The following is a 21100-nucleotide window of genomic DNA, read 5'->3' on the forward strand; positions in this document are numbered from 1 at the left end:
GGCGTGTCCTTCCGGCGATAAGGCTCGGGTAAGGCACTCCACCGGGGTGCCTTCCCTGCGCCGCGTCGCTTACCAACTCTAGGGTCCGCGTTCCTCAGAAAGCCTTCTGTTGAACGCGACCTTTCTCCTCTGCCAGCGCGACTTCCGCTTCCTCCCCCCCGCTCCTTACCCGGGAATCACCGGAAAACCCACGGAACGGCGACTGGCGCAATTCTTGTAGTTATAGGGATCATGATGCGCGCACTTACCGGACTTCTCAGTGTTGTGATGGTCGCGGCCACCCTGGCCGCATGCAAGTCGGATCCCTTGGTCGAAGCCCGGAATCACCTCGACCGTGGCAACCAGCAGTTTGAAAAGCAGAAGTATCCCGAGGCGATCATCGAGTATCGCCGCGCCGTGCAGGCCGACCCGCGGCTGGGCGACGCGCGGCTGCAGCTCGCTCAGGCCTATGCCACGACGGGGGACGGCCCGAACGCCCTGAGGGAATTCGCGCGCGCCGCCGAGCTGCTGCCCGACGACACCACCGCACAGGTGAAGGCCGGCAACTTCATGCTGCTCGCCAGCCGCTTCGACGACGCGCAGGGTTTGGCCAATCGCATGTTGCAGCACAACCCCAGCAACGTCGACGCACAGATCCTGCTGGCCAACTCGCTGGCGGGGCTGCGGGACATCGACGGCGCGGTAGCGGCGTTCGAGAAAGCCGTGGCCCTGGAGCCGAATCGGGCCGCCACCTATTCGGAGCTCGGTTCGGTGCAGTTGGGGGGCGGCAACAAGGATGCCGCGGAAGCGGCGTTCCGCAAGGCCATCGAGCTCGACCCGGAGTCCGCCAACGCGCACCTGGCGCTGGCCAATTTCTTCTGGGCCACAGGGAACATGCCCGAATCCGAAAAGGGCATGCGGCGGGCCCTGCAGATTGAACCCGACAACCTCGTCGGCAACCGCGCGATGGCGATGTACTACATGCTGACCAACACGCCGGCAGCAGCCGAGCCGCACCTCAAGGTCGTTGCCAGGGTATCGCCGAACATCGACGCCAAATACTTTCTGGCCGAGTACTACATGCGCCTTGGCAAGGTCGACGAGGCGCGCGCGATCCTGACGCCGCTCGTGGCCGCCCCGGAATCGTTTGTCGGCGCCTCGATCCGCCTCGCCCGCGTCGAGGTGGTGGCCAATCGCAATGCCGAGGCGCACCGCACGCTCGAGGCTGTGCTCGCGCGCGAGCCCAACAACGCCGATGCGCTGGTGACCCTCGGCAAGCTGCACCTGAGCGAGAACAACACCATCAACGCGTTGACGACGCTGCAGGACGCGGTCCGCGCCAACCCGCGATCGGTCGAGGCGCAGCTCGCGCTGGGCCACACTTACGCCCTGCGCGGCGCCACCAAGGAGGCGACGGCGACCTACAACGACGCCCTCACCCTCGATGGCAAGAATGCCGCTGCGCGCATCGGCCTGGCGCGCCTCCACATCAACAACAACCTGGCCGGCGATGCCGTCCCGCTGCTGCTCGCCGTCGTCAACGAACAGCCGCGCAATCTCGAGGCGCGCCTGTTGCTGCTGCACGGCCTGATCGCCGTCGGCGACATGCCGCAGGCGACGACTCACCTCAACCTGGCGCTGCAACTGGCGCCGAACTCGGCGACGGTGCTGAACGCGGCCGGCATGCTGGCCACCGCCAGGAAGGATTCGGAAGGCGCCCGGCGGGCGTTTGCCAGCGCGCTGGCGGCGGATCCCCGGTCGTACCAAGCGCTGGCCGGCCTGCTGACGTCCGAGATGCAGGGCAAGAAGTTCGGCTCGGCCAAGGCGCTGATCGAGAAGCAGCTGGCGGCGATGCCCAACGACCCGAACGTGCTGTTGATGGCCGCGCAGACCTACAGCGCCATGGGCGATGCGTTCGAAAGCGAGCAGGCGCTCAAGAAGACGGTGGAAGTGGACCCGCAGAGCCTGCAGGCCTACGCCATGCTCGGCCGGATGTATTACCAGCAGGGCCGGCTCGATCTCGCCCGCCGCGAGCTCGAGACCTTCGTGACCCGCGCCCCGAAGTCGGTGCCCGCCAACACCATGCTTGGCACCATCCAGGAGCTGCAGGGCAAGACCGACGACGCCAAGACCAGCTATAACCGGGCGCTGCAGATCGATCCGCGCGCCGCCGTAGCGGCGAACAACCTCGCCTGGATCAACGCCAACAGCAACGGCAACCTCGACGTGGCCCTGCAGCTGGCCCAGACCGCCAAGGCGCAGTTGCCCAATCGCCACGAGGTCGACGACACGCTGGGCTTCATCTACTACAAGAAGGGCCTGTCGTCGCTCGCCATCGAGTCGCTGAGCGCCAGCGCCACGCGGCAGCCCGACAACCCAAGCTACGCCTATCACCTCGCCCTGGCGCATCACCAGAACGGCGACAAGGCCGAAGCCCGCAAGCTGCTGGAGAAGGCGCTCAAGTCGAACGCCAAGTTCGCCAACGCCGACGCCGCCCGGAAGCTCCTGGAGTCGATTCAGTAATGAACCTCTCCGCCGCCGCTCCCGGGCTCGCCGCCGACCTGAAAGAGATGGCGCGCGAGCAGTACGAATTCCGCGAGCTGCTCTACCAGATGACCCGTCGGGACCTGCTGCTTCGCTACAAGCAGGCCCTGATGGGCTTCGGCTGGGCGATCTTCATGCCGCTCATGAATACGGTCGTGTTCACGATCATCTTCACGCGCGTGGCGCCGCTCGAGATCGACATGCCCTATCCGCTGTTCGCCTACTGCGGACTGCTGGCCTGGAATTTCTCCGCCTCGTCTTTCCGCTTTGCCGTGACCTCGCTGACCGCCAACGCCAACCTGGTCACCAAGGTGTACTTCCCGCGCGAGATCTTCCCGATCTCCGCGGTGCTGGTGTCGCTCGTGGACTTCGCCATCGGCGCGATCGTGCTGGTGGTGATGATGGCCTACTACCAGGTGCTGCCGACCGCCGCCATCGCGGCGCTGCCGTGGGTACTGCTGGTGCATGTCATGTTCACGCTGGCCATCAGCCTGCTGCTGGCCATGGCCAACCTGTTCTACCGGGACGTGAAGTACCTGTTCGAGCTGGTGATCATGGTGTGGATGTTCCTGACCGCCGTGCTCTACCCGGTGAGCCAGGTGGGCGGACTGGCCGGGCAGGTCATGATGCTCAACCCGATGACGCCGATCATCGACGGCTATCGGGACGTGCTGCTGCGCGGACAGGTCCCCGATCCCTCGACCTTCCTCATCACGACCGCCGCGACCGCGGTGTTCCTGGTGATCGCGTGGCTCGTGTTCCACCGCGCGGAGTACGAGTTCGCAGAGAACGTCTAAAACGAGATGACGAGCCGCTCTGCTCAGTTGGCGATGGGGTCGGAGCCGATTGGGCTGGCTGGGCTCTGGGTACCGACCACCGGCGCCATCACCGGCGCGGCGATGTTCGCCTGGTGCCGCGGACCAAAGTAAGCGGCCGCGTACTGCTCGGCCATGCGGTCCAGCGAGAAATGTCGCTTGACCCGCCACCGTCCGGCATCGCCCATGGCATGGCGTCGCTTCGGGTGGTTCGCCAGCTCCACCAGCGCGCCGACCAGGGCGCTGGCGTGGCCGGCCACCAGGCGGCCGGTCTCGTGATCGATCACCACCTCGGGATTGCCGCCAACATCGGTCGCCACCACCGGCAGACCCGCCGCCATCGCTTCGAGGATAGTCAGCGACACGCCCTCGTAGCGGGAGCTGTTGGCGTAGACATCGAAGGCCGCCAGCACCGCACGGACATCGGCGCGGTAGCCGGTGAACACGACCGCGTCGGCGATGTTCAGGGCGCGGGCTTCGGCGTGCAGGGCGTCGCGGTCAGGTCCATCACCAACGATCACCAGACGAGCTTCGGGATGTTCGGCGAGCAACCTCGCGTGGGCCCGCAGCAAGGCCGGCAGGTTCTTCACCGGATCGAGCCGGCCCACGCTGCCGACGACCAGGGCTCCAGGCGCGAGGCCGAGCGCCTTGCGGGCGGCCTGCCGTTGTGCCGGACGCGGCCGCTCGCCGGCCGCAATGCCGTTGTAGACCACCTCGAGACGGCGCCCGGGAAAGCCCTCGTTGATCATGTGCCGCCTGAGATCGGCCGACACCGCACACAGCCGCGCCGGCCACCACGCCAGCATCGGGTTGACGATCTGGCGCTTGCGCGAGGGGCCGGCGCCCGACAGGCGACCATGCTCGGTGAAGATCAGGCGCACGCGGGGATGCAGGACGGTAGCGAGCAGCCCATACACGTAGGGCGAATAGTGATGGCAGTGCACGACGTCGATGTGCCTGTCCTTGATCACGCGCGCCAGCTCGAGCGCGAGCCCCGGATGAAAACCGGGTTGGCGCGACAACGACACCACCGGGATGTCGAGCGGCGCCAGCTCCGCCGCCCACGCGCCCGGTTCGTCAAGGCAGCACACCGACGAGTCGATGCGATCCGCGAGGTGACGGCAGATCTCGATCACCAACCGCTCGGTTCCTCCGGGTGAAAGGCTGAGGACGAGCTGCATGACGCGGGGCTTGGGCACGTCTGTCCCCAAGCCAAGAACGTGCCAAGGTTTCGGGGGCTGGGAGGGCTGGGAGGGCTAGGGCGCTCGGGACGAAGTCTGCTCACTCAGGGCCTTTCATCGGCCAATGTGGGACTTTGATTCGCCATTGGGCGGGTTTACCGGTAGCCGATCATGGCGAGCCGTTTGCTTTAGTGAAGGTCATGTGCGGCATTTGTGGCGTTGTCAGTCTTGAGGGCGATCTGCCGCCGAACGTGGCGGGCGCGATCACCACCATGACCGATCGGTTGCGCCACCGGGGCCCCGACGGAGGCGGCGCGCACACGACCCCGTGGTTTGCCTTCGGGCACCGGCGCCTGGCGATCATCGATCGGGCCGGCGGCGAGCAACCCATGGCCAACGAAGACCGCTCGGTCTGGATTGTCTTCAACGGCGAAATCTACAACCACGCCGAGTTGCGCCGCGACCTGCAGGCGCGCGGCCACCGCTTCCGCACCCACTCCGACACCGAGGCCATCGTCCACGCCTACGAAGAGTACGGCGATGCGTGCGTCGATCTCCTCGACGGCATGTTTGCGTTTGCGATTGCCGACCAGAACACGCGCCGCGTGCTCCTGGCCCGCGACCGCCTGGGCAAGAAGCCGATGTTTCACGCCACGCTCGGCGGCGTGCTGCACTTCGCGAGCGAGATCAAGGCGATCAAGGCCAGCCCGCTGTGGGACGGCGCTCCCGACCTCGACTCGGTCGAAGGCTATCTCTCGCTTGGGTACTTCATCGCCCCGGCAACCGCTTATCGCCACGTCCGCAAGCTCGAACCGGGTCACGTGCTGGGCCTCGATGGGGCGCACGCCTCGATCCGCCAGTACTGGGACATCGCCGCATTCGACACCGATCCGCGAGAGCGCGGCGCGCTGGTGGACGAGGTGCACGCGCGGCTGTCGGCCGCGGTGTCGCGCCGGCTCGAAAGCGAAGTGCCGATCGGCGCGTTCCTGTCGGGCGGCATCGACTCGGGGCTGGTCGTCTCGTACATGGCCGAAACCATGGGCGCGCCGCCGGTCACCGCCTCGGTGGGCTTCGCCGACGCGGCGCACAACGAACTGGCGACGGCGGGCATGACGGCCGCCCGCTACTCGACCGAGCACCACACCGCCACCGTGGATCCGCGACTCGAGGACGTGCTGGATCCGATCGTATCGGCGTTCGACGAGCCCTTTGCCGATCCCTCGGCCATCCCGACCTACTACGTCAGCCAGATGGCTCGCCAGCATGTGACGGTGGCGCTGTCGGGCGACGGCGCAGACGAGGCGTTCGGCGGCTACGACTGGCGCTACACCCCGCATGCCATGGAATCGCAGGCGCGCCGGCTGATCCCGGGCAAGCCGGGGCGCAAGGCCGCCGCCTGGCTCGGGGCGCGCTGGCCGCGCTCGCGCGCGTTCCCGCGTCCCTTCCGCCTGGGCAACGTGCTCGAGAACCTCGGCCGCGATCCAGCCGCGGCGTATTACGCCGACCTGTGCTTCCTGAAGCCGGCCGACACGCGCGCGCTGCTCGGCAAGGCGCCTACCCGCGAACCGGCCGAGAGCCCGGTCTACGAGCAGGTCACGCGGCCCTATCGCGAGTGCCGCTCGACGAGCGCCGTGCAGAAGGCCCAGTACGCGGACCTCAAGGTGTATCTCCCGAACGATCCGCTGGTGAAGGTCGATCGCATGAGCATGGCGCACAGCCTCGAGATTCGCTGCCCGCTGCTCGATCACCGGTTGGTGGAACTGGCGTTCCGGATCCCCACCCACAGCAAGATGCCGCACGGCCAGCCCAAGTCGCTGCTGCGCGGACTCGCCGAACGGCGGTTGCCGCGCGCCGTCGTGCATCAACCCAAGCGCGGGTTCACGGCGCCGGTCGCCTCGTGGCTAAGGGGACCGTACGCCGAACAGTTCCGAGACGATGTGCTTTCGCCGGGCGCGCGCAGCCACGGCATGGTTGATACCGCTCGAGTCGGCCGCCTGTTCGAGGAGCATCGCTCCGGGCAGGCCGATCACTCCTTCGCGCTGTGGGCCGTCTGGATGCTCGAACGTTGGGCCCGGAACGAACCAGCGCCGGCCGGGGCCGCGTGATTCGCACCATCGTCGTCATCATCGCGCTGGTAATCGGGTGGAGCTTCGCCATCCAGAGCCCGCTCTTCGCCGCGGCGTTCTACCTGTGGATCGCGTACTTCCGGCCCGAGTCGTGGGCGTGGAGCGATGTCTTCGCCACCCTGAACCTGTCGTACTTCGCCGGCGCGTTCCTGCTGATTCGAACGGCGTTCTCGCCCGTCAAGTTCAGGGTCGATTACCGGAACCTGATGATGTTCCTGTTCCTGGCACTGGGCCTGGTGTCGTCGCTGCTCGGGCCCAACCAGGCGTACTCGATGAGCTACTGGCAGGAGTTCGCCAAGACCATCGTCGTCAGCTACCTGCTGACCGTGCTGATCACCGACGCGAAGGACCTGCGGTTGATCCTCACGGTGATCGTGCTCTCGCTCGGGTTCGAGGCCGGCAAGCAGGGGTGGGCGACGCTCGTGCTCAGCCCGGGCGCGCCCAACACCAACAGCGTGCCGTTTCTCGGCGACAACAACCTGGTCGCGGTCGGCATGGCCATGCTGCTGCCCATGGTCGGCGCGCTCGGCATCACCAGCACCGGCTGGCAGAAGCGCGCGTACCAGTTTCTGAGCATCGGCGTCCTGTATCGCGCCGTCAGCACCTACTCGCGCGGTGGCCTGTTGGCCATCGGCGCGGTCGGTGGCATGTACTTCTGGCGTTCGCAGCACAAGCTACGGACGCTGGCTGCGTTTGCCATCGCCGTGGCGCTGGTCCTGCCGGTGCTGCCGCAGGCGTACTGGGACCGCATGGCCACCATCACGGCCCCAGCCGAAGAACGAGACGATTCGCAGCAGAGCCGCCTGCACTTCTGGCAGGTGGCGGTGGCCATGGCCAACGATCGGCCGCTGCTCGGCGTCGGCCACGCCGGCTATCCGCGTGCGTACAACGCGTACGACTGGACCGACGGACAGTATCTGACCAACCGCGCGGTGCACAGCGCCTGGTTCGGGGTCCTGGGCGAGCTTGGCTATCCCGGCTTGCTGCTGTTCGGCGCCATCGTCTTCACGTCGCTGCGCGCGTGCCGTCGCGTGCGCAAGTCGGCGCAGCGCGGCGAGATTCCCGGGCCGCTTGGCCCCTACGCGATCGGCCTTGAATCCGCCCTGATCGCCTTCATCGTCGGCGGCAGTTTCGTGTCGTTCCAATACAACGAAATGCTGTGGCACTTCTTCGCCCTGACGATGGCGCTTGAAGCGGTGGCGGTCAAAGAGGCCGCCACTGAACGCGCGCGCCTCGCCGCACTCGCCACGCCGCGGCCGGTCGCCGCCGTACGTCCGGCGGCCATGCCCGAACCCGAATTTGCCTGGGGATAACCACGCCATGCCCAAAGTCTCGATCATCATTCCCGCCTACAACGCCGCGGACTACATCCGCGAGGCGGTGGATTCCGCCCTGGCGCAAACCCACGGGGACCGCGAGGTCATCGTCGTTGACGACGCCTCGACCGACGATACGCCGGCCATCCTCACGACCTACGGCCATCGCATCATCGTGCATCGGCAGGCGAACACCGGCGTCTCGGGCGCGCGCAACACCGGCGCGCGCCTGGCCACCGGCGCCATGCTCGCTTTTCTCGATGCCGACGATGTGTGGCGGCCGACGAAACTGGAGTCGCAGCTGGCGATCTCCGAGACCCCGATCTCCTATACCAATCGCTTCAACTTCGGCGAACGCGGGCATCTTCCTGAAGTGCAGAGCGAGATCACGCCGCTGCTGTCGGGTGATGTGTTCGTGCCGCTGATGCTGCGCGGCAACTTCATCACCGTGTCGAGCGTGATGATGACGCGCGGGTTGTTCGCCGAACTGGGCGGGTTCGCGCATCAGCCGGGCGGCTGCGAAGACTGGGACCTGTGGCTGCGGGCCGCCGAGCGGTACGAGTTCTCGGTCTGCCCGGAACCCCTCGTGGGCTACCGCTTCACGCCCAACAGCATGAGCCGCAACTACCGGGCCATGGCGCCGGCGCGGCGGCGGGCGGTATCGCGCGCCCTCAAGTCGGAGCGAGGCCGCCAGCTCAGTTGGTATGTGCGCCGACAGATCTGGGCCGAGACGTGCCGCACCAATGGCTGGGATGCCAGCCAGGCCGGCGCCCGCATCGACGCCCTGCGCAACTACGCGGCCGCCGCGGCAGCCTGGCCGCTGACACTGCAACCGTTCAAGGAAGCGCTGCGGGTGTGCATCCATGCGTGAGCGTCCCTTTCGCGTCGCGATTGACGCGCGCAGCCTCAACACCGGGCACCTGCGCGGCATTGGCAAGTCGGTGTTCGAGTTCGTCAAGCGGACCGCCGCCAGCGGCGCGGTCGACTGGCACCTGCTCGCCGACCGGCCCGACCAGCCGATGCAGGTGCCAAATGAAGACGCGTGCGCGGTGTCGGTGTTCGAGACCCGCGGCGACCGCCTGCACGCCTGGGAGCAATGGTCGCTGCCGCGCCGCGCGCAGCAGCTCGGCGTGGATGTGTTGCACGCGCCCGGCACGTCGATGCCGTGGTGGCAACCGGTACCGACGGTCGTGACCATTCACGACACCATTCCGTGGCAGCAACAGGATCCGGCCTGGCCGCCCGGCTTCTATCGCGACCGCCTGCTGCCGGCGGCGTACCGTCGCGCCGCCGCCATCACGACAGTCAGCGACTGCTCTCGCCGCGACATCCTGTCGCGGTGGCCGCATCTGCAGCCGAAGCTGCACGTCATCTCTCCTGGAGTCGATGAACGCTATCTCGACGCGCCAGTGGACCGGCGGCCGATCGAACTCGACGGGCGCACCGTGGCCGAGCCCTACCTGCTGTACCTGGGTGGCAGCGATCCGCGCAAGCGCCTGATGTGGGCGCTGCAGGCGTGGTGGGGCGCGGCCGACACCGGCGCGACGCTCGTGGTGTGCGGCGTCGCCAAGGGCGAACACGACAACCTTCGCCGCATGGTGCCGCGTAACCTGCAGGACCGGCTGATCATGGCGCCGTTTGTCAGCGAAGACGACATGCCGCGGCTCTACATGCGGGCGGCCGCGGTGCTCTATCCCAGCCTGTACGAAGGGTTCGGCCTGCCGGTGATCGAGGCGCAAGCGGTCGGCACCCCGGTGCTGTTCAGCGACGTCGGCAGCTTGACCGAGCTCAAGGGCCCGGGCGCGGTGGTCCTGCCGGTGGACGACCTGCCGGCGTGGGTTCGGACGCTGCGCGAGATCTTGAAGACGCGCGGGACCCAGGGGCCCGATCGCATTGCCCGTGCCTGGGCGCAGCAGTACTCGTGGGACGCCTACACCGAGCGCACGCTGGCGGTGTACGACGAGGTCGGGCTCAAGCGGCCCGAACAGCAAGGCCGCGGCGTGCAGCAGGGAGTGACCTCATGAAACGCGTGCTGTTGCTGGCGTACCTGTTCCCCCCGATCGCCAACTCGGGGACCCAGCGCCCGTTGAAGTTCGTCAAGTACCTGTCGCAGTTCGGCTGGCAGCCGACTGTCGTCACCGCGTCGCACGCCGACGGTCATCGCGTGGACGAGGGGCTGCTGGCCGACATTCCGGCCGGGGTGCGCGTGGTCCGCGTGCCGATGGTGAACGAACAGATCAGCGATGCCATCAAGAAGTGGACCGGCGGCATCCGGGCCGGCGAGCGGCTCGCCGACGCGGTCAGCTGGCGGCTGCGTGAACGCTTCCGCAAGCCCGACCTCTACGCCCTGTGGCGCCCCACGGCCCGCCGCGCGGCGCTGCGGCTGATGCGTGAAGAACAGTTTGACGCGATCTACGCCACGGGCTTCCCGTGGTCGACGTTGCTGGCGGGCGTGGACCTGTCGAAGGCCACCGGCGTCCCGCTGGTGGCGGACTTCCGCGATCCGTGGGTGGGCGAAGATCTGTTCCGGTCGGAGCGCCCGCCGGCCAACGAAGAGCGGTCGCTCGAACGGGTGGTGGTCGAGCACGCCTCGGCCGTCACGACGGTGGCGCCGACCATGACCAAACGGATGATCGCCGCGTATCCAGAGCTGGATGCCGCGAAGTTCTCCACGATCTTCAACGGCTTCGATCCCGCTGACCTGGACGCCCCGGTGCGGTCGCCCCAGGCGACCTTCCGGATTGCGTATGCCGGCGTGTGGAAAGAGGGCTACAACCCCTCGCCCCTCTACGACGTGATCGACTGGCTGAAACGATCGAGTCCCGAGGTGCTGGCGAAGGTCGAGGTGATTGCCGCCGGGTTCGAGCCAGGCGAGGCGGCTCGTCGTGGTCTTGGGGAACACATCAAGGAACCCGGCGTGCTGTCGCACCAGGATGCCGTGGCGCTGATGCACTCGGCCGACATCCTGTTCCTGACCAACGGCGACGGCGCCCGTCAGCAACTGGGATTGCCCGGCAAGATGTACGAGTATCTGGCGACCGGCCGGCCGGTGCTCGCCTTGACGCATCCGGATGGTGATGCCGGCCGCATCATCCAGCAGGTCGGCGGCGGCGTGGCGGTGGCGCAGGACGATCCCGGCCAGTTACTGGAATCGATCAAGAACGCGTGCCAGAACCGCGCACTCGCGGTGCCGCCGCTCAATCGCGAGGCGCTCTCGATGTTCGAGCGCCCGAACCTGGCCAAGCGGCTGGCTTCGCTGCTGGACGAGGTTTCGAGCCGCCACCACGCGGCCCCGGTTCAGACCGCGCGAGCGGCCAGTTCGACGCTGGCGCCCGGCGCGCTGACCGAAAGCTCGTAGGAGGGCGCCAGCTCGGCGCAGCCGGCGACGCGGGTCGTCTCGTGGACCACGAACGAGGCCAGGCCCGAGATCTCGATCGGCGTCCACAGCTTGTCCATGTCCACCAGGTGCAACACGATGCGGTAGGTGCCGCGCAGGACATTGGCGCGGAACTGCACGCGCGCTTCGAGCACCGACCCGGGCTCGAGATCGATCGCCGGGTCGCCGTCCACCATCGGGCTGCCGCTGAACATGATCAGGCCGTCGTGCCGGATCACTTCGAAGTTCACCCGGCAGCGCGGCAGCAGGGTGTTGATGTGGATGCGGGCGTCGAGCGTGAGCGCCGTGCCCGGCTCGACCGCTTTCGTGATCGGGGCCCGGCGCGCCATTTCGGCCAGGCGCACGTCGCCCATCGTGATGCGCGAATCGACCACCTGCCCATCAGGCGATGCGTAGAGCGCCGCCACTTCCCCGACCGGTGCCAATAGCGCCGTGCGCCCGGGCCGCAGCAGCACCGCCTTGTCACACAGGCTGACAATCGCCTGCATGTTGTGGGACACGAACACGATCGCCGCGCCCGAGCGGCGGAACTCCTGCAGCCGCGCGTAGCATTTCTGCTGGAAGCTGAAGTCGCCGACCGCCAGCACCTCGTCGATCAGCAGCACGTCGGGTTCGACGTGGGCCGCCACCGCGAAGCCCAGCCGCGCGTTCATGCCCGACGAGTAGCGCTTGACCGGCGTGTCGATGAAGTCGCGGATGCCCGCGAACTCGATGATCGCGTCGAGCTTGCCACCGACCTCGGCGCGGTTCATGCCGAGAATGGCGCCCTGCAAGTACAGGTTCTCGCGGCCGGTGAGGTCGGGGTGGAAGCCGGCGGCGATCTCGATCAGCGCGCCGACGCGGCCCCGCACGCGGCACGCGCCCTTGGTCGGCCGGAGGATCTTCGTCAGCAGCTTCAGCGTGGTGGACTTGCCGGCGCCGTTGGGACCAATGATGCCGATGGCTTCGCCGGGCTGCACCTCGAACGACACGTCCTTGAGCGCCCAGAACTCCTGCTGGTCGAGCGCATCCTGGTCGGGCCTGGCCGTGAACGGCTTCTTGATCAGCGACGTGACCGCATCGCGCAGGCTGTCGTGCCGCTCGCCCCGGCGAAACTTCTTCCAGACTTGATCGAATACGACAGCAGGTTGGCTCATGGGATGTGAAAGACGTGAATCAGGGGACGATAGGCAAAGCCATCGCGATCGGCGTGCATCTGCGACACGAACAGGCGCTGGCCGGCGGCGTCGTACGCGACCCCGCCAATGCGCACACCCGGCTCAGGAAACGGCAGTTCGAACGGCCACACGCCGTAGGGCTTGACGCTCCAGGGATCGCGACGGCCGGCGCGAACCGCGGCCCACTCGTCGAGGTCATAGGCCCACATCTGGTAACGGTAGGGGTACGCGTGCTGGCCCTTGTCGGAATTGGTCGGGTCGTAACAGTAGTGCTCACCGTCGCGGCCGGTCTTGGCCAGCGCCTGGTCGCCGGTGCCATTGCCGTAACAGAACGGGCCGAGGCCGTTGCGGCCGACGAACAGTGCCGTGCGCGTGCCGGCGATCAAGGCGAGGCCGCCCATCTGGATGGTGCCGCCGTAGGTCGGGTTCGAGCCATCCCACGGGCCGAGCGTGGGGTGTTCGCCGGTGTAGTACACGAGCGCAGCCGCGTCGATGTCGCCCGGCCGCTCGAGCGCAGCGGGGTCCCACGAAAAGGCCGCCGGCCCCCAGGACGTGCGCCCCACGATCGGCAGGCAGCATTGGCCGGTCACCGCGGGGCCACCCAACCGGGTTTGCCACTCGGGCGGCACCAGCGCCAGGTAACCGGCGACGAACCCCGTGCGACCGCGTTCACCCAGGCGCCGCATGGCGCTGGCGCCGCGTTCGGCCAGTGTGATCGGGCGCGAGAAATGGGACACCGTCTGCGTGTTGGAGGCGTCGTAGTAGATCACGCCGGTGCCATAGAGCCGGCCGTTGTGAACCAGCAAGCCGGCCAGGGCGGCACCCTCCTCGGCGACTTCGCTGATGCGGCCCTCCGTCGGATCGGCGAAGGGCTGCAGGTACTCCGCCATCGGCAGTTCGGCGATTGAGTCGTTCTTTCCTGCCGCCGGGATTGTTACTTCGGCCACGCGGCCACTGCGTGTGCCGGCGAACAGCGATTGCCGGTCGGGATTAAAGGCCAGCGGCCCGCCGGCTGCAGAGAAGCTGTCGCCGTTACTCTCGGCCGACGGCAGGCGGAACGCACCGGCATAGTTGAGGTCGGCGAACTCCAGCCGCCGCAGGCTGGTGGGATCGGTGATCGGCCGAACCTGGCCGGATGGGCCCGCCGCTTGCGTCAGCACGGGAATAGTGACGACCGCGCCCAGGACTGCGAACACGGCAAGGACGGCAAAGACCACAAGCGCAAGCGTTCGGCTGATGGGGTGGATCGCGGACACACCCGGTATATAGCGAATTCCGTGCCGCCATTAGCGGGGGAATTCGGCTGCCGGCTGGCCAATTGTCGGCAGCGGCAGGACCTTTTGTCGGCACCGCGGGGACTTCGGACAGGCGGGACGGAAGTCCCGCCTCTACTTCTATGCGGTAAGTTGCGCCGAAACCACGCCGAACGCTGGCGAGGTCTTTGCTATTGGCAGGGTGTGCGACCTTTGGTTTCGTTTGTCATCCCGGTCAGGAACGACGCAGAACGCCTGCGTCGCTGCCTGACCAGCATCGTCTCCAACGACTATCCTCGCGCGCTGATCGAGATCGTGGTCATCGACAACGAGTCCGAGGATGGGTCGGGCCGCGCCGCCCGCGAATACGGCGCCATCGTCTTGCGCTCGCCCGGTACGTGCGTCGCCGAGCTGCGCAACCGCGGCGCCCGCGCGGCGCTTGGCAGCATCATCGCGTTTGTGGACGCCGACCACGAGATCGACCAGCAGTGGATCACCGCGGCGGTGGCCATCCTGTCGACCCCCGAAATCGCGGCAACCGGGTGCGCCTACTTGACTGAGCCCCAGGCCAACTGGGTGCAGCAGCAGTACGACGGACTTCGCGTTCGCCCGGAGCAGCGGCAGGAGGTGGCGTGGATTGGCAGCGGCAACTTCGCCGTGAAGCGCAGCGCGTTTGAGCGGGTTGGCGGCTTCAACACCACGCTGACCGCGTGCGAGGACGTGGACCTCTGCAACCGCCTGCGCCAGGCCGGCCATCGCATTGTCGCCGACCCGGCGCTGCGCAGCGTGCACTTCGGTGATCCGCGGACGCTCAAGGCATTGTTCTTCGGCGAGCTCTGGCGCGGCCGCGACAATCTGAAGGTGACCTTCAGCGGACCGCGCACGTTCCAGCATCTGCGCAGCGCGTTGCTGCCGGTGGCCGATCTCCTCATCGTGGGCACCGGCATCGTCAGTGCCCTGACCGGACATCCGTTCATCGCCGTCGCCTGCCTCACCGTGGCGCTGGTGCCGGCCCTGGCCAGGGCCGTGATGATGTCGCGCCGCCGACGAGGCGCCGGCGATCAGAGCTTCGGCTCCGCCAGCCGCTCGGCCGCGCAGGCGCTCGCCGTGTCGGTGGTCTTCGATGCCGCCCGGGCCGTCGCGCTGGTGGCGCGCGGCAGCCATCGCGCGCGGCGGGTGGCCTGATCATGTCCGCCCAACCGGTTCGCGTCCTCGAACTGCGCAGCGTCAGGGGCACTGGCGGCGGCCCTGAGAAGACCATCCTCATGGGCGCCGCCATGGCCGACCCGAAGCGGGCGCACGTCACGGTGTGCTACCTGCGCGACCAGCGCGACACGGTCTTCGGCATCGACCAGCGCGCGGAGCAGGCCGGCGTGGACTACATCGAGATTTCCGAGCGCCATTCGTTCGACCCCTCGGTCTGGCCGCAACTGCGCCGCCTGGTCGCCGACCGGCGGATCGATCTGGTGCATGCCCACGACTACAAGACCGACATCCTGGCCCTGCTGCTGGCCAAGGCCACGGGCGTCGCGGCGCTGTCAACGGTGCATGGCTGGACCGGCCATTCCACGCGCGAGCGGCTGTGCTACTACCCGGCCGACAAGAAAGTGCTGTCGCGATTCTCGCGCCTGATCGCCGTCTCGAGCGAGATCGGCCGCGAGCTGACGCGCTACGGCGCCGACCCCACCCGCGTCACCACGGTGTTGAACGGCATTGACCCGCGCCAGTTCCGCCGCGACGAATCGCTGGTGCAATCGGCGCGCGCGGCGCTGAAGCTCGGACCAGACGAGGTGGCCATTGGGTCGGTCGGCCGGCTCGAACCGCAAAAGCGATTTGACCTGCTGCTTGAAGCATTCGCCGTCGTGCACGCCCGGCGGCCCAACACCCGGCTATTCATCGTCGGCGATGGCAGCCAGCGAGACCCCCTTGACGCGCAGATAGGCGCGTTGGGGTTAACAGAGAGCTGCACGTTGGTTGGGCATACCAACGACGTGCGGCCCTCATATCACGCGTTCGATCTGTTCGTGCAATCGTCCGACTACGAAGGCACGCCCAACACCGTGCTCGAGGCCATGGCCCTCGAGACGCCGATTGTCGCCACCGCGGCGGGCGGCACCGCCGAACTGGTGCACGACGGCGTGCACGGCCGCATTGTGCCGGTCGGCCGGGTCGATCGGCTGATCCACGGCATGCAGGAAGCCCTGGCCAACACACCCGTTGCGCGCAAGATGGCCGACCGGGCGCGCCTGCGCGTCGAGGGCGAGTTGTCGTTCGAGGCCCGCGTGCGCAAGGTCGAAAGCATCTACGCCGAGATGATGGGCCATGCGTGAAGCCGTGAAGGCGGCCACCCGCGCACTGGCCTGGCTCGCGGTCACGCCGTCCGTGCTGTCGTGGCAGCTGCGGTCGCTCGCGGTCGGGCCCGATCGGGCCCTTGAAGCCTCGACCCAGGCCTGGGCGATCGTGCCGGGACTCACTGGTCAATACCTCCGGCGGGCCTTCCTGTCGCGAACGCTGCAGTCGTGCGCAGCGGATGCGACCATTGAATTCGGCACGCTGTTCTCATCAGTGAAAGCCTCCATTGGCCGGCGCGCCTACGTCGGCCCCCGCTGCCACCTGGGCTGGGCCATCATCGAGGCCGACGTCCTGCTTGCGGCTGGCGTGCATGTCCCAAGTGGCGCGCGGACCCACGGCACCGACGATCCTGCCGTGCCCATTCGCGATCAACCGACGCTCAAGTCAGCCGTGCGTATTGGCGCCGGCGCCTGGGTCGGCAGCGCTGCGGTCGTGCTGGCCGACGTGGGCCGTGATGCCGTGATTGGCGCGGGCGCGGTCGTGACGCGGCCCATTCCGGAACGCGCGGTCGCCGGCGGCGTACCAGCCCGCGTGCTGAGCACCCGGGACCGCCACATCAACGAACGGTCGGCCTGACATGCGCATACTCGTGCTCACCCATCGTCTGCCCTACGCGCCTAATCGCGGCGATCGCCTCCGTGCGTACCACATGCTCCAGGGACTGAAGCAGCGCGCTGAAGTCGAGCTGGTGTCCCTGGTCCATGACGATGAGGAGGCGTCGCATGTGGAGGAGGTGCGGCAGTTCGTGACACGGGTCGAGACGGTTCGCGTCCCGAAGCTTCGCAACTACGCCCGCTCGGCCATGACCATGCTGGGCGACACGCCGCTGACCCACGGCCTGCTCGATGCGCCCGGCATGACCGGCGTGCTCGAGCAAGTGTGCCGGCGGCAACGCCCCGACGTGGTGTTTGCCTACTGCTCGGGCATGGCGCGGTTTGCGCTGCAGCCGCCCCTCGCGGCCATTCCGCTGGTCCTGGACTTCGTTGACGTGGACTCGCAGAAATGGCGCGAGATGGCCACGGCGACGAGCGGGCCGCTGTCCTGGATCTACCGCCGCGAGGCGGCCACGCTGGGCGCATTCGAAGCCAAGGCGGCCCGCCATGCGGTCGCGGCGCTGGTGGTCAACGCCCGTGAGGCGGCCATCGCGCGGCAGCTCGCGCCCGAGGCCAACGTGCGCGTGCTGAACAACGGGATTGAGCTCGGCCGCCTCCAGCCGCCGGGCGGGCCGTCCGCCTCGGCGCGGGTCGTCTTCTGCGGCGTGATGAACTATGCCCCGAACGACGACGGCATGCAGTGGTTCGTGCGCCACGTGTGGCCGTCGGTGCGCGCCGCCAGGCCCGATGCCACGCTCGCCATTGTCGGGTCCGATCCCACCACTGCGCTCAAGCGGCTGTGTGCCGGCGACCGGACGATCGAGGTCACCGGCCGCGTGCCTGATGTGCGCGAGTGGCTATGGGGCTCCGCGGTGGGGATTGCCCCGCTGCACGTCGCACGCGGCGTCCAGAACAAGGCTCTCGAGGCGATCGCGGCGGGGCTGCCCATCGTAATCACCGAAGCCGTCGCAGGCGGACTGCCCGATGCCGCCGCCTACGCATCGTCGGTCGCGAACACGCCGGAGCAGTTCGCGCACCACGTGCTGGCGCTGCTCGCGTTGTCGCCCACAGAGCGGCGCGAACGCGCCAGTCGCTCGGACTTGAGCCACCTGACGTGGCCGCAAACGCTCGAACCGTTGTGGCCGTTGCTGGAACACGCGGCCAGTCCGCGCGGCTCCGGTGACGCGCGCGATCCGCGCATGGCTTCGCTACACAGTGTCCGTATCGGCTACGGAACTGTCTCTCAACCACAATAGCGTCAGAATTCCCGTCGAGAAACGCTGGCTCGCGATCGCGACCGCGTCAACCGCGATCAGTTTTGTGATCGCGCGGTGAAGTTCGTCATCGACAGGCATGTGTGCGCGCACATGTGACACGCGTCCATGGATTCTGCTTTTCGATTTTCCCGCCTGCTTTCGCATCATCAACTCAAACACCGCACACACCGGCTGGTTGGTCTGCGACTTGCGATAGCGGTCCCGCGTGAGCCGCGCATCGACGGCGTAGTCGGCGACGCGTAGTTCCGTTCCCAACAATTTCACAAAAGGACCGACCGGCAATGGGGAAGAGATCTGTACGCGCGATGACGTTGGTGTGCCTGATCGCCGCAGTGGCGATGATTGGCGCGATGGCTTCCACCACGACGGCGCAAACGACCGAGCCGTCGCAGTTGCCGTTGCTGACGGCCGGCGACCTTGATTACCTGGGCGGCTTCCGCCTGCCGGCTGAATCGGTCAACGGCGACAGTTTCTCCATTGGCGGACGGGCGATGACGTTCAACCCGGTGTCGAACTCACTGTTCGTGAGCACGCGCGCCGGCCGCGTCGCCGAGGTGAGCATCCCTCACCTGGTCAACAGCACCGACGTCAACGCGCTGCCCTTCGCCGGCTTTCTGCAGCCGTTTGCCGATCCCACCGAAGGCCACCTCTCGCAGATTGCCAGCGACGGCGTCGCGATTGACGGCTTGATGGTCCATGGCAACCGCCTGTACGGCACGGCCTCGGTCTATTACGACGCCAACAACACCCAGCGCCAGTCGCACTACTCGCGCTCGCTGCAACTGAACCAGCCGAGTTTCTCGGGCTGGTCGCAGGTGTGGGAGACCGGCAAGGCCGGGTTCGTCTCCGGCTTCATGGCGCTCGTGCCCGACGCGTGGCAGGCACTCCTCGGCGGGCCCACGGTCACCGGCCAGTGCTGCATTCCCATTGTCAGCCGCACCTCGTGGGGGCCGGCGGCGTTCGCGTTCAACCCGGCCAGCATCGGCCAGGCCGCGGTCGCGGCGACACCGCTCCTCTACTACACCGGCGAACATCCGACGCTTGGCGCGTGGGACGGCTCCAATCCCACGTATGGCGCGACCATCCAGATGGGTGGCATGGCCATCATCGCCGGCACGCGCACCGCGCTCTACATCGGCCGCAACGGCACGGGCCCGAACTGTTATGGCAACGGCACCGGCAACCAAAGCCTCCACGGCACCTACGGCGTCGACGGCGCCATGTGGTGTTACGACCCCACCAGCGGCGACAAGGGCTCGCACGCGTACCCCTATCGCTACCAGATCTGGGCCTACGACCTGAACGAACTCGCGGCCGTGAAGGCCGGCCGCAAGCAGCCATGGGAAGTCGTGCCCTACGGCGTGTGGCCGTTCGACCTGCCGACGCCCGAGCCAAGCGTGCGGCTGGGCGGGGTGGGCTATGATGCGGCGCGCCAGATTCTCTACCTCTCGCAGATGGGCGCCGACAAGGACGGCTATTCCTACCGCCCGGTCATTCACGCGCTTCAGATCGACATTCCCGCGGTGGCGTCGGTCGCGACGGCCAGCGAGGTGACGATCGCCTCCGACAAGGCCGCGCCGCAACAGACCAACGTCACCACCACTTTCTCGGCCACCGTCGTCGATGGCGTGGCCCCCTACCAGTACAAGTGGTTCACGCACGACGGCCGTTCATGGACGCCGTCAACCGACTGGACCTCGTCCGGCCAGATCACATGGACGCCGGCCACCGCCAATCCCGACTACCGGGTCGGCGTGTGGGTCCGCAGCGCCGGCAACGCCGCGAACGCGCAAGAGGCTGAGGCGTCGGTGCCGTTCGCAATCGTTGAACCGGCGGTGGCTGCCAGTCCGGTCCACCACGTCACCATTGCCGCGAACCTGACCGCGCCTCAGTTGCCGGGCACCACGGTCACCTTCAGCGCGGCGCCCACCGGCGGCGCCGCACCCTACCAGTACAAGTGGTGGATCTACGAGGACGGCTGGAAGCCCGTGGGCGGCTGGACGCCGTCGAGCACGTTTGCGTGGACCCCGACCGCGCCCAACGCGGGGGGGCGCATCACGGTGTGGGTGCGTAGCGCCGGTAACCTCAACGACCAGTCCGAGGCGCAAGCGGCCATGGACTTCGTCATCGCCGCTCCTCCGGCAATGACCGCGCCGCCGGTGGTACCGGTGACGCCGGCACCGTCCGCGCGCGTGACCGCCGTGACCATCGGCGCCAACAAGATCGCCCCGCAGCCCGCCGGCACCACCGTCACCTTCAACGCTTCGCCCACGGGCGGCGCCGCGCCGCACCAGTACAAGTGGTGGATCTACGAAGAGGGCTGGAAGCCGATGGGCGGTTGGACCAGCTCCAACACCTTTGCCTGGACCTCGTCGGCCGGCAACGCCGGTGGCCGCGTCACGGTGTGGGTGCGAAGCGCCGGCAGTACGCAAGACGAGGCCGAATCGGCCGCGGCCATGGACATGGTGATCGTCGGTGGCGCGACGCCGGCGCCCTCGGCACCCGTCACGAGCACCACCATTAGCGCCAATCTGGTCGCCCCGCAGGCGCCGGGCACCACGGTCACGTTCACCGCGTCGCCCACAGGCGGCGCCGGGCCCTATCAATACAAGTGGTGGATCTACCACGGCGAGCAATGGGTGCCCATCACCGGCTGGACGACGTCGCGCACGTTCAACTGGACGCCCGCGGCGATCAACCTCGGCGGTCGCGTGACGGTCTGGGTGCGCAGCGCCGGCGCCACGGCTGACGAGCCGCAAGCCGCCGCGGCCATGGACTTCGTGATCAAGTAATGAGCTGGCTGAACAATGTGGAGCTGGTGATCACGATCGCGTAAGAACGGCGCATCGTGGTGTAACAAATTACGGTTGAATCAAGGGCCGCACTCCCGTCTTGCCTACGGGAGTGCGGCCTTTCTGCAAATTCTCATCACAGTTTTCGCTCTGAAAACTCCGTTTTTGTGATTTTTGTTTGGTCTCCATACAGTTTCTGGCCCATCCCTTGCGATAGCGCGGCTTGCAGACTGAACGGCTGGTGTTCGCGCCCGTCGTTTTGCTGCTCCAAACAATTCACGAGGGACACCAATACATGTGGAAACACTGCTGTGCGAT

General features: G+C 67.5%; 16 protein-coding genes. 12 read left to right on the forward strand and 4 right to left on the reverse strand.

Annotated features, from left to right (window positions below):
- Positions 1-231 precede the first annotated feature (231 nt).
- On the forward strand, positions 232-2502 hold the full coding sequence (locus Q8T13_14140) for a tetratricopeptide repeat protein (protein MDP3718900.1): 2271 nt from the start codon (positions 232-234) through the stop codon (positions 2500-2502).
- The gene (locus Q8T13_14145) at positions 2502-3320 is read left to right on the forward strand and encodes an ABC transporter permease (protein ID MDP3718901.1); all 819 of its coding nucleotides are present in this window, start codon (positions 2502-2504) and stop codon (positions 3318-3320) included. The genes Q8T13_14140 and Q8T13_14145 overlap by 1 nt, the downstream gene beginning before the upstream one ends.
- Before the next feature lie 23 nt (positions 3321-3343).
- Here the strand turns inward: Q8T13_14145 and Q8T13_14150 are convergent, their stop codons facing one another.
- Entirely contained in the window at positions 3344-4537 is a 1194-nt protein-coding gene (locus Q8T13_14150; GenBank protein ID MDP3718902.1) for a glycosyltransferase, read from the reverse strand.
- A 182-nt stretch (positions 4538-4719) separates the two neighbouring features.
- Here Q8T13_14150 and asnB point away from each other — a divergent pair, with 182 nt between their 5' ends.
- From asnB to Q8T13_14175, 5 genes are read left to right on the forward strand one after another with little or no spacing between them, the layout of a single operon-like run.
- Complete coding sequence (asnB, locus tag Q8T13_14155) at positions 4720-6624, forward strand: asparagine synthase (glutamine-hydrolyzing) (protein MDP3718903.1); 1905 nt, start codon at positions 4720-4722, stop codon at positions 6622-6624.
- Entirely contained in the window at positions 6585-7958 is a 1374-nt protein-coding gene (locus tag Q8T13_14160; GenBank protein ID MDP3718904.1) for a putative O-glycosylation ligase, exosortase A system-associated, read from the forward strand. The genes asnB and Q8T13_14160 overlap by 40 nt, the downstream gene beginning before the upstream one ends.
- Before the next feature lie 7 nt (positions 7959-7965).
- On the forward strand, positions 7966-8832 hold the full coding sequence (locus Q8T13_14165) for a glycosyltransferase family A protein (GenBank protein MDP3718905.1): 867 nt from the start codon (positions 7966-7968) through the stop codon (positions 8830-8832).
- Positions 8825-9985: a glycosyltransferase family 1 protein gene (locus tag Q8T13_14170; protein ID MDP3718906.1), complete on the forward strand. Its 1161-nt coding sequence runs from the start codon at positions 8825-8827 to the stop codon at positions 9983-9985. The genes Q8T13_14165 and Q8T13_14170 overlap by 8 nt, the downstream gene beginning before the upstream one ends.
- A complete protein-coding gene (locus Q8T13_14175; GenBank protein MDP3718907.1) occupies positions 9982-11319 on the forward strand; it encodes a glycosyltransferase in 1338 nt (445 codons plus the stop codon). Before Q8T13_14170 ends, Q8T13_14175 begins: the two co-directional genes overlap by 4 nt.
- On the opposite strand, the gene Q8T13_14180 is transcribed toward Q8T13_14175, so the two are convergent.
- Together Q8T13_14180 and Q8T13_14185 are read right to left on the reverse strand one after the other, a co-directional pair.
- Positions 11259-12494, reverse strand: coding sequence for an ABC transporter ATP-binding protein (locus Q8T13_14180; GenBank protein ID MDP3718908.1), 1236 nt, complete (start codon positions 12492-12494; stop codon positions 11259-11261). The two genes, Q8T13_14175 and Q8T13_14180, sit on opposite strands and share 61 nt — an antisense overlap.
- Positions 12491-13711 carry a hypothetical protein gene (locus Q8T13_14185; protein ID MDP3718909.1) on the reverse strand — a complete coding sequence of 407 codons (1221 nt, stop codon included), beginning with the start codon at positions 13709-13711 and terminating at the stop codon, positions 12491-12493. The genes Q8T13_14180 and Q8T13_14185 overlap by 4 nt, the downstream gene beginning before the upstream one ends.
- Before the next feature lie 261 nt (positions 13712-13972).
- On the opposite strand from Q8T13_14185, the gene Q8T13_14190 reads away from it, so the two are divergent.
- The 4 genes from Q8T13_14190 to Q8T13_14205 are packed head-to-tail and all read left to right on the forward strand — an operon-like array spanning position 13973 to position 17969.
- Entirely contained in the window at positions 13973-14953 is a 981-nt protein-coding gene (locus Q8T13_14190) for a glycosyltransferase (GenBank protein ID MDP3718910.1), read from the forward strand.
- 2 nt (positions 14954-14955) lie between these two features.
- Entirely contained in the window at positions 14956-16098 is a 1143-nt protein-coding gene (locus Q8T13_14195) for a glycosyltransferase (protein ID MDP3718911.1), read from the forward strand.
- A complete protein-coding gene (locus Q8T13_14200; GenBank protein ID MDP3718912.1) occupies positions 16091-16696 on the forward strand; it encodes an acyltransferase in 606 nt (201 codons plus the stop codon). The genes Q8T13_14195 and Q8T13_14200 overlap by 8 nt, the downstream gene beginning before the upstream one ends.
- 1 nt (position 16697) lies before the next feature.
- Complete coding sequence (locus Q8T13_14205) at positions 16698-17969, forward strand: TIGR03087 family PEP-CTERM/XrtA system glycosyltransferase (GenBank protein MDP3718913.1); 1272 nt, start codon at positions 16698-16700, stop codon at positions 17967-17969.
- Here the strand turns inward: Q8T13_14205 and Q8T13_14210 are convergent.
- The gene (locus Q8T13_14210) at positions 17922-18254 is read right to left on the reverse strand and encodes a hypothetical protein (GenBank protein ID MDP3718914.1); all 333 of its coding nucleotides are present in this window, start codon (positions 18252-18254) and stop codon (positions 17922-17924) included. The genes Q8T13_14205 and Q8T13_14210 overlap by 48 nt on opposite strands.
- 86 nt (positions 18255-18340) lie before the next feature.
- On the opposite strand from Q8T13_14210, the gene Q8T13_14215 reads away from it, so the two are divergent.
- Positions 18341-20782: a hypothetical protein gene (locus Q8T13_14215; protein ID MDP3718915.1), complete on the forward strand. Its 2442-nt coding sequence runs from the start codon at positions 18341-18343 to the stop codon at positions 20780-20782.
- Positions 20783-21100: the final 318 nt, after the last annotated feature.

The organism is Acidobacteriota bacterium (genome assembly GCA_030697165.1).
Lineage (GTDB): Bacteria > Acidobacteriota > Vicinamibacteria > Vicinamibacterales > UBA2999 > 12-FULL-67-14b.

Excerpts from the sequence above, each read along its gene's own strand:
- asnB (MDP3718903.1), top strand. The coding sequence starts at position 4,720 with ATGTGCGGCATTTGTGGCGTTGTCAGTCTTGAGGGCGATCTGCCGCCG.
- Q8T13_14165 (MDP3718905.1), top strand. The coding sequence starts at position 7,966 with ATGCCCAAAGTCTCGATCATCATTCCCGCCTACAACGCCGCGGACTAC.
- Q8T13_14180 (MDP3718908.1), bottom strand. The coding sequence starts at position 12,494 with ATGAGCCAACCTGCTGTCGTATTCGATCAAGTCTGGAAGAAGTTTCGC.
- Q8T13_14205 (MDP3718913.1), top strand. The coding sequence starts at position 16,698 with ATGCGCATACTCGTGCTCACCCATCGTCTGCCCTACGCGCCTAATCGC.
- Q8T13_14215 (MDP3718915.1), top strand. The coding sequence starts at position 18,341 with ATGGCTTCCACCACGACGGCGCAAACGACCGAGCCGTCGCAGTTGCCG.
- Q8T13_14195 (MDP3718911.1), top strand. The coding sequence starts at position 14,956 with ATGTCCGCCCAACCGGTTCGCGTCCTCGAACTGCGCAGCGTCAGGGGC.
- Q8T13_14200 (MDP3718912.1), top strand. The coding sequence starts at position 16,091 with ATGCGTGAAGCCGTGAAGGCGGCCACCCGCGCACTGGCCTGGCTCGCG.
- Q8T13_14145 (MDP3718901.1), top strand. The coding sequence starts at position 2,502 with ATGAACCTCTCCGCCGCCGCTCCCGGGCTCGCCGCCGACCTGAAAGAG.
- Q8T13_14175 (MDP3718907.1), top strand. The coding sequence starts at position 9,982 with ATGAAACGCGTGCTGTTGCTGGCGTACCTGTTCCCCCCGATCGCCAAC.
- Q8T13_14170 (MDP3718906.1), top strand. The coding sequence starts at position 8,825 with ATGCGTGAGCGTCCCTTTCGCGTCGCGATTGACGCGCGCAGCCTCAAC.
- Q8T13_14140 (MDP3718900.1), top strand. The coding sequence starts at position 232 with ATGATGCGCGCACTTACCGGACTTCTCAGTGTTGTGATGGTCGCGGCC.